The sequence below is a fragment of the Streptomyces synnematoformans genome (assembly GCF_039531005.1).
GTDB classification, from domain to species: domain Bacteria; phylum Actinomycetota; class Actinomycetes; order Streptomycetales; family Streptomycetaceae; genus Streptomyces; species Streptomyces synnematoformans.
On the sequence record NZ_BAAAPF010000324.1, the window covers coordinates 1 to 7,726 of the forward strand.

The 7,726-nt window shown below is 78.6% G+C and carries 5 protein-coding genes and 2 pseudogenes; all 7 read left to right on the forward strand.

Going from position 1 to position 7,726, the window contains the following annotated elements:
- Window positions 1-99 precede the first annotated feature (99 nt).
- On the forward strand, window positions 100-717 hold the full coding sequence (gene cobO, locus ABD317_RS30630) for a cob(I)yrinic acid a,c-diamide adenosyltransferase (protein ID WP_344294101.1): 618 nt from the start codon (window positions 100-102) through the stop codon (window positions 715-717).
- On the forward strand, window positions 711-2,462 hold the full coding sequence (locus ABD317_RS30635; protein WP_425582476.1) for a cobyrinic acid a,c-diamide synthase CobB: 1,752 nt from the start codon (window positions 711-713) through the stop codon (window positions 2,460-2,462). The genes cobO and ABD317_RS30635 overlap by 7 nt, the downstream gene beginning before the upstream one ends.
- Complete coding sequence (cobI, locus tag ABD317_RS30640) at window positions 2,459-3,187, forward strand: precorrin-2 C(20)-methyltransferase (RefSeq protein ID WP_344294105.1); 729 nt, start codon at window positions 2,459-2,461, stop codon at window positions 3,185-3,187. The genes ABD317_RS30635 and cobI overlap by 4 nt, the downstream gene beginning before the upstream one ends.
- Window positions 3,184-4,026, forward strand: coding sequence for a precorrin-4 C(11)-methyltransferase (gene cobM, locus ABD317_RS30645; RefSeq protein ID WP_037781557.1), 843 nt, complete (start codon window positions 3,184-3,186; stop codon window positions 4,024-4,026). The genes cobI and cobM overlap by 4 nt, the downstream gene beginning before the upstream one ends.
- A 51-nt stretch (window positions 4,027-4,077) precedes the next feature.
- Entirely contained in the window at window positions 4,078-5,307 is a 1,230-nt protein-coding gene (locus tag ABD317_RS30650; RefSeq protein WP_344294107.1) for a cobalt-precorrin-5B (C(1))-methyltransferase, read from the forward strand.
- Window positions 5,308-5,780: 473 nt separating this feature from the next.
- A pseudogene (gene cbiE / locus ABD317_RS30655) lies at window positions 5,781-7,025 on the forward strand (precorrin-6y C5,15-methyltransferase (decarboxylating) subunit CbiE); the annotation flags it as partial.
- Between the two features lie 358 nt (window positions 7,026-7,383).
- Window positions 7,384-7,726, forward strand: a pseudogene (locus ABD317_RS30660) (precorrin-3B C(17)-methyltransferase); the annotation flags it as partial.

Below are 7,726 nucleotides of genomic sequence, written 5' to 3' on the forward strand. Positions count from 1 at the left end.
CGCACGGGAGGGGTACGCCCCGGGCGGCAGCCCCGGCGCTCGCGGCCCCCGCGGCGCTCGCCCCGAGCGGGCCGGGCACGGCGCGGGGAGGGCCGCCTGATGCCGAAGGGGCAGCCGGCCGCGGTGCCGGACGACGGTCTGACGACACGGCAGCGGCGCAACCGCCCGCTGGTCGTCGTGCACACGGGCACGGGCAAGGGGAAGTCCACGGCCGCCTTCGGGCTGGCGCTGCGTGCCTGGAACCAGGGCTGGCCGATCGGGGTGTTCCAGTTCGTGAAGTCCGCCAAGTGGCGGGTCGGCGAGGAGCGGGCGCTGCGGGTCCTCGGCGCGAGCGGCGAGGGCGGCACGGTGGCGTGGCACAAGATGGGCGAGGGCTGGTCGTGGATCCAGCGGCCCGCCAAGGACGCCGAGCCGGACAACCCAGACAACGCAGAGAAGGCCCGCCAGGGCTGGGAGCAGGTCAAGCGGGATCTGGCGGCGCAGACGTACCGGCTGTACGTGCTCGACGAGTTCGCGTACCCGATGCACTGGGGCTGGGTGGACACCGACGAGGTGGTCGAGGTGCTGCGGCAGCGGCCCGGCGGCCAGCACGTCGTCGTCACCGGGCGCAACGCGCCCGCGCCGCTCGTGGAGTCCGCCGACCTCGTCACCGAGATGGGCAAGGTCAAGCACCCCATGGACGCGGGCCAGAAGGGCCAGCGGGGCATCGAATGGTGAGCACCGTGACCGGCGTCCCCCGGCTCGTCGTCGCCGCACCCGCGTCCGGGAGCGGCAAGACGACCGTCGCGACCGGCCTGATGGCGGCGTTCACGGCCGCCGGCCTGACGGTCTCGCCGCACAAGGCGGGCCCCGACTACATCGACCCCGGCTACCACGCCCTCGCGGTCGCCGCCGGTCCGGCCGGCGCCCGCCCGGGCCGGAACCTGGACCCGCACATGTGCGGCCCCGGCCTGGTCGCGCCGCTGTTCGCGCACGGCGCGGCGGGCGCGGACGTGGCGGTCGTGGAGGGCGTGATGGGCCTGTACGACGGCGCCGCCGGCGCCGGCGAGTCGGGCTCGACGGCGGAGCTGGCGAAGCTGCTGCGGGCGCCGGTGGTACTGGTGGTCGACGCCGCGGGGCAGTCGCGGTCGGTGGCGGCGCTGGTGCACGGGTTCGCGTCGTGGGACCCGGAGGTGCGGATCGGGGGCGTCGTCCTCAACAAGGTCGCCTCCGACCGGCACGAGTCCCTGCTGCGCGAGGCCCTGGACGCCGCCGGCGTCCCGGTGCTGGGCGCCCTGCGCCGCGCCGCGGAGCTGGCGGCGCCGTCGCGCCACCTGGGCCTGGTGCCGGCGGCGGAACGCCGCCCGGCGGCACTGGCCGCGGTACGGGCCCTGGCGGCCCGCGTACGGGAGTCGTGCGACGTGCCGGGCCTGCTACGGCTGGCCCGCACGGCACCGCCGCTGCCGACGACGACGTGGTCACCGGAGGAGGCGGTGCTGCCTCCGGCGGGGGCGGTGCTGCCTCCGGCGAGGGCGGCGGAGAGGGAGGCCTCCCGCGGGCCGGAAGGCCCCGGCCCGCGGGAGGCCCACGGGACCCGACCGCCGGCGGAGGCCGGGGGCCGGAGCCCGCAGGGCGGCCACGGAGTCCGGCCCGCGCCGGGGCCCCGGGGGCAGACCCCGCAAGACGCCGACGAGGCCCGACCCGCGCCGGGGCCCCGGGGGCAGAGCCCCCGAGCGGGGGCCCGGGGGCAGAGCCCCCAGACGGGGGCCCGGGGGCGGAGCCCCCGAAACCCGCCGCGCGCCGCGGGCGCGGGCGGGGGCCCGGGGGCCGGCCCCCGGTTTCGGGAAGGGGCGGGATCGGGGAACACCCCCCCCCCCCCACGACCGGTCGTCGCCATCGCCTCCGGCCCGGCCTTCACCTTCTCGTACGCCGAACACACCGAACTCCTCACCGCCGCCGGCGCCGACGTCGTCCCCTTCGACCCCCTCCACGACGAGGCCCTGCCACCCGGCACCCGGGCCCTGGTCATCGGCGGCGGCTTCCCCGAGGTCTACGGTCCCGAGCTGGCCGGCAACGAGCCGCTGCGCCGCGACGTCGCCCGCCTCGCCGCCACCGGCGCGCCGGTGGCGGCCGAGTGCGCCGGCCTCGTCTACCTCGCCCGCTCCCTCGACGGCGCGCCCATGTGCGGCGTGCTGGCCGCGGAGGCCCACATGACGGACCGGCTCACGCTCGGCTACCGCGACGCGGTGGCCGTGGCCGACAACGCGCTCGCCGCCGCCGGCACCCGGGTCCGGGGGCACGAGTTCCACCGCACGGCGCTCGATCCGCCGGCCGGCGAGACGCCCGCATGGGGGATGACGCGGCCGGCGCGTCGCGTCGAAGGTTTCGTACGGGGCGGAGTCCACGCCTCGTACCTGCACGTGCACTGGGCCGCCGCCCCCGCCATGGCGCGCCGGCTCGTCGAAGGGTGTGAAGCGGCATGAGCATGCGACTCGTCGGCGTCGGGGTGGGCCCCGGCGACCCGGAGCTGGTCACGGTCAAGGGGGTGGGCGCGCTGCGGTCGGCGGCGGCGGTCGTCGTCCCCGTGCTGGAGGGCGGCGGCACGGGCCGCGCCGAGGCGACGGTCCTCCACTACGTGGACGAGGAGAAGGTCGTCCGCGTCGTGTTCGCGCTCAACGAGCGCAGCGACGCCGCGCGCCGCGAGGCGGCGTGGGACGCGGCCGGCGCCCGGGTCGCGGAACTGCTGCACGCACACCGCACAGTGGCGTTCGCCACCCTCGGCGACCCCAACGTCTACTCGACCTTCACCTACCTCGCCGAGACCGTCACCGCGCTGCTCCCCGAGGTGCGGATCGAGAGCGTGCCGGGCGTCACCGCGATGCAGGACCTGGCGGCGCGCGGCGGGGCGGTGCTCGCGGAGGGCACAGAGCCGCTGACGCTGGTGCCGGTGACGGCGGGCACGGCGGTGCTGAAGGAGGCGCTGCAGGGGCCGGGGACGGTGGTGGCGTACAAGTTCGGGCGGCTGGCGGGCGAGGTCGCGGGGGTGCTCACGGAGACGGGGCGGATGGAGGGGGCGCTGTGGGGGTCGTCGCTGGGTCTGGCGGAGGAGTCGGTGCGGCCGGCGGCGGAGCTGGGGGCGGAGCCGCTGCCGTACCTGTCGACGCTGATCGCGCCGGCGCGGCGGACCGGGCGGGGGGACAAGCTGTGAGCGGGACGGGGGCACCGGGGCCGGCGGGACGGCCGCCCGCCGCCGGCACGGTGACGTTCGTCGGGGCCGGGCCCGGGGCTGCGGACCTGCTGACGTTCCGGGCCGCCCGCGCCATCGCCGAGGCGGACGTCGTGATCTGGGCGGCGAGCCTCGTCCACGAGGACGTGCTGCGCCACGCCCGCGCGGACGCGGAGGTCGTCGACTCGGCGGCGGTGCCGCTGGAGGAGGTCGTCGCGGTGTACGGGCGGGCGGCCCGCGAGGGCCTGCGGGTGGCGCGGGTGCATTCCGGCGACCCGGCGCTGTGGGGCGGCACGCAGGAGCAGGTGGAGCGGTGCGAGGAGCTGGGGCTGGCGGTGGAGATCGTCCCCGGCGTCTCGTCGTTCTCGGCGGCGGCGGCCGCGGCGGGGCGGGAGCTGACGGTCCCGGAGGTGGCGCAGTCGGTGATCCTCACCCGGCTGGGCGGCGGCAAGACCCCGATGCCGAGCGGCGAGGACGTACGGGAGTTCGCGCGGCACGGCACCACGATGGCGGTGTTCCTGTCGGCCGCCCGCTCCGGCCGGCTGGCGGCGGAGCTGCTCGCGGGCGGCTACGCGGCGACGACGCCGGTGGTCGTGGCGTACCGCGTGACGTGGCCGGACGAGCTGGTGGTGCGCTGCACGGTCGGCACGCTGGAGGCGGCGGTGAAGGAGCACCGGCTGTGGAAGCACACGCTGTTCCTCGTCGGCCCGGCGCTGGCGGCGGCGGGTACGCGGTCGCACCTGTACCACCCGGGGCACTTCCACGGCCACCGCCGGGCGGACCCGCGGGCGCGGAGGGCGCTGCGCGAGGGCGGGGCGTAGGGCACGAGCGGCGGCAGGCCACGTGTGAGACCGGCGGGAGGAGGAGAGCGGATGCCCGGCGAGCGGGGTTCGGACGCGGAGCACGCGGGACACCCGGTGCCCGCGGAGGGCCCTGCGCCCGCGGCGAGGCCTGCGCCCGCGGCGGGCCCCGACCTGCGGGAGCCCGACCTGCCCCGTACGGCGAAGGTGCGGCAGAAGGCGCTGCGTACCGGATGGACCACCGGCACCTGCGCGTCGGCCGCCGCCCGCGCGGCGACGCTGCTCCTGGCGACCGGCGAGGCGCCGCGGTGGGTGGAGGTGGCGCTGCCGTCGGGGCGGCGGGTGACGTTCGCGGTGGAGCGGGCGGTGCAGCTGCGGCCGGGGCGTACCGAGGCCGTGGTGGTGAAGGACGCCGGCGACGACCCGGACGTCACCCACGGCTCGCACCTCACCGCCACCGTCAGCTGGCGCCCGGCACCCGGGCTGGCGCTGCACGGCGGCGTGGGGGTGGGCGTGGTGACGAAGCCGGGCCTGGGTCTGGAGCTGGGCGGCCCCGCCATCAACCCCGTACCGCGGCAGATGATCACGCAGGCGGTGGCGGAGGTCGTGGACCTCGGACGGCGGGGTCTGGACGTGACCATCAGCGTGCCGGACGGCGAACGCCGGGCCCGGAAGACGACGAACGCCCGGCTCGGGATCCTCGGCGGCATCTCCATCCTCGGCACGACGGGCATCGTGCGGCCGTTCTCCACGGCGTCGTGGCGGGCGAGCGTCGAGCAGGCGGTGTCGGTGGCGGCGGCGCAGGGCGAGACGGCGGTGGTGCTGTGCACGGGCGGGCGGACGGAGCGAGGGGCGATGGAGCTGCTGCCGGGGCTGCCGGCGGTGTGCTTCGTGGAGGTGGGTGACTTCACGGGGGCGGCGCTGCGGAAGGCGGTGGCGCACGGGGTGGAGCGGGTGGTGTTCGTCGGCATGGTCGGAAAGCTGACGAAGCTGGCGGCGGGAGTGCTGATGACGCACTACACCCGCTCGAAGGTCGACCCGGCGGTGCTGGCGGAGATCACCCGCGCGGCGGGCGGCCCGGAGCCCCTGGCGGCGGCCGTGGCGGAGGCGAACACGGGGCGGCACGCGTACGAGTTGTGGGAGGCGGCGGATCTGCTGCCGGCGGCTGGACGGGAGTTGTGCGCCCGGGTGGCGGAGGTGCTGGAGCGCTTCACGGAGCGGCGGGTCGCGGCGGAGGCGGCGATGGTGGACTTCACGGGGCGGGTGCTGGTGGCGCGGAGCGACGGGGGGTTGCTGTCGTGATCACGGTCATAGGCTGCGGAACGGGGGCGCCTCCGGCGCGGATCGAGGAAGCGGAACTGGTGGTGGGCGCGGCACGCCACCTGGCGGAGGCGGAGCTGCCGCGGAACGCGGAGCGCGTAACGCTGGGCCCGCTGGCCCCGGCGCTGGAGCGGATCGCGGCGTACGTAGAGGGCCCCACCCCGGCCCCGGCCCCACGCGCCGAGCCGAACTCGGGGACGGAGCCCCGCGGAGGGCCCGGGACGGGGGCCGAGTCGGAGCCCTGCGAGGGCTCCCGGACGCGAGCCCAGGCGGAGTCCGGGACGGAACCCCGTGTGGAGTCCCGCGCAGGGCTCGGGCCGCAGCCCCGCGGGAGCACCCAGGCACAGCCCCGCGCAGGGGCCGGGGCGGGACCCCAGGAGGGGTCCGGGGCGCAGCCCTCCGCAGGATCCGAGGCGGAACCCCACGCAGCGGGCGGAACGCAGCCCCGCGGGGGGCTGGGGGCGCAGCCCCGCGAAGCGTCCCGGGCGCAGCCCCACGCGGGGTCCGGGGCGCAGCCCCGTGGGGGGCTCGGGGGCGGAGCCCCTGAGGTTCGGGAAGGGGCGGGGACGGGGCACACCCCCCCACCCCGCACCCGGGTGGCCGTGCTCGCCTCCGGCGACCCCGGCTTCTTCGGCATCGTCCGCGCCCTCGCCACCCGCTTCGGCCCCCACCGCCTCGACGTCCGCCCCGCCGCCCCCGCCGTCGCCGTGGCCTTCGCCCGCGCCGGCCTCCCCTGGGACGACGCCGCCGTCGTCAGCGCGCACGGGCGCGACCTCCGCACCGCCGTCAACGTCTGCCGGGCCCACCCCAAGACCGCCGTGCTCACCGGCCCCGGCGCCGGCCCCGCCGAACTCGGCGCCGCCCTCGCCGCGTCGGGCGTGCCCCGCACCCTCGTCGTGGCGTCCGCGCTCGGCTCCGCCGACGAGGACGTCGTACGCCTCTACCCCGCCGACGCCGCCGCCCGCGACTGGTCGCCGGGCACCGTCAACGTCGTCCTCTGCCTCGACGAACGCCCCGCCCGCAGCACCGGGCACAGCCCCGCCCGCAGCGCCGGGCGCAGCCCAACCCGCGTCCTCTCCCCCGCACCGCGCACCCTCGCCGGCCCCGGCCCGTACCCGCCGGCGCACCACGGCGACACCGGCTGGGCGCTCCCCGAGGCGGACTTCGACCACCGCGCCGGCCTGGTCACCAAGTACGAGGTCCGCGCCCTCGCCCTCGCGCGCCTGGCGCCCCGCCTCGGCGACCTGGTGTGGGACGTGGGCGCCGGGTCCGGCTCCGTGGCGGTGGAGTGCGCGCGGTTCGGCGCCGCGGTCGTCGCCGTGGAGCGGGACGCCGCGGGCGTCGCGCGGGTCCGGGCGAACGCGGCGGCGCACGGCGTGGACGTGCAGGCCGTGCACGGCACCGCCCCCGCCACGCTGGCCGGGCTGCCGGACCCGGACGCGGTGTTCGTCGGCGGCGGGGGCGGCGACGTGGCGGAGGTGGTCGCGGCGTGCGCGGCGCGGGCGCGCCGGGCGGTGGTCGTCACGCTGGCGGCCGTGGACCGGGTGCCGGGGGTACGTGCGGCGCTGGCGGATGCCGGGTTCGGGGTGGACGGCGTGCTGCTGCAGTCCTCCCGGCTGGCGCCGCTGCCCGGCGAGGTCACGCGGCTCGCGGCGACGAACCCGGTGTTCGTCCTGTGGGGTCTGCGCGCTGCGGCGGCGGAGCCCGCGGACACCCGTACCCCCGCCGGAGGCCGGTACGACGACGCGGACACGGGGGTGAGGGCCCCGGGGGTCGCGGGCGGCACCCCCCTTTCCCGAGCCCCGGGGGATCCGCCCCCGAGCCCTCCGCGGGGCTCCGCCCCGAACCCGCACGGGGCTGCGCCCCGGACCCCCGGGGCCGCTCGGTCCCGACCCCCCGCGCCCGCCCCGTCCCGAAACTCTGGGACGCAGCCCCGGGCCCCGCACGGGGCTGCGCCCCGGCCCCCCGGGCCGCTCCGTCCTGAACCCCCGCACCCCGACTCCCGAGGGAGCCCCCGCCCATGACCACCCCGCCCCGACGACCCCGCCGGACCGCCCCGTGATCGGCCTCGTCGCCGCCACCGCCGCCGGCTCCGCCGCCGCGCGGCGGCTGGCGGACGCCTGGCCGGAGCGGACCCGCTGTTACGACGAGGGCCCGCTCCGTACCGCCGTCGAGCGCGCCTTCGCCGACTGCGACCGGCTCGTCTGCTTCCTCGCCACCGGCGCCACCGTCCGCCTCCTCGCCCCCCTGCTGCGCGGCAAGGCCGCCGACCCCGGCGTGGTCTGCGTCGACGAGGCGGGCCGCTTCGCGGTCGGCCGGGGCGGCGGCCACGGCGGCGGCGCCGGAGCACTCGCCGCCGAGGAGGCCGACCTGCTCGGCGACGGCTGCACGCCGGTCGTGA

Excerpts from the sequence above, each read along its gene's own strand:
- ABD317_RS30650 (WP_344294107.1), top strand. The coding sequence starts at position 4,078 with ATGCCCGGCGAGCGGGGTTCGGACGCGGAGCACGCGGGACACCCGGTG.
- cobI (WP_344294105.1), top strand. The coding sequence starts at position 2,459 with ATGAGCATGCGACTCGTCGGCGTCGGGGTGGGCCCCGGCGACCCGGAG.
- ABD317_RS30635 (WP_425582476.1), top strand. The coding sequence starts at position 711 with ATGGTGAGCACCGTGACCGGCGTCCCCCGGCTCGTCGTCGCCGCACCC.
- cobO (WP_344294101.1), top strand. The coding sequence starts at position 100 with ATGCCGAAGGGGCAGCCGGCCGCGGTGCCGGACGACGGTCTGACGACA.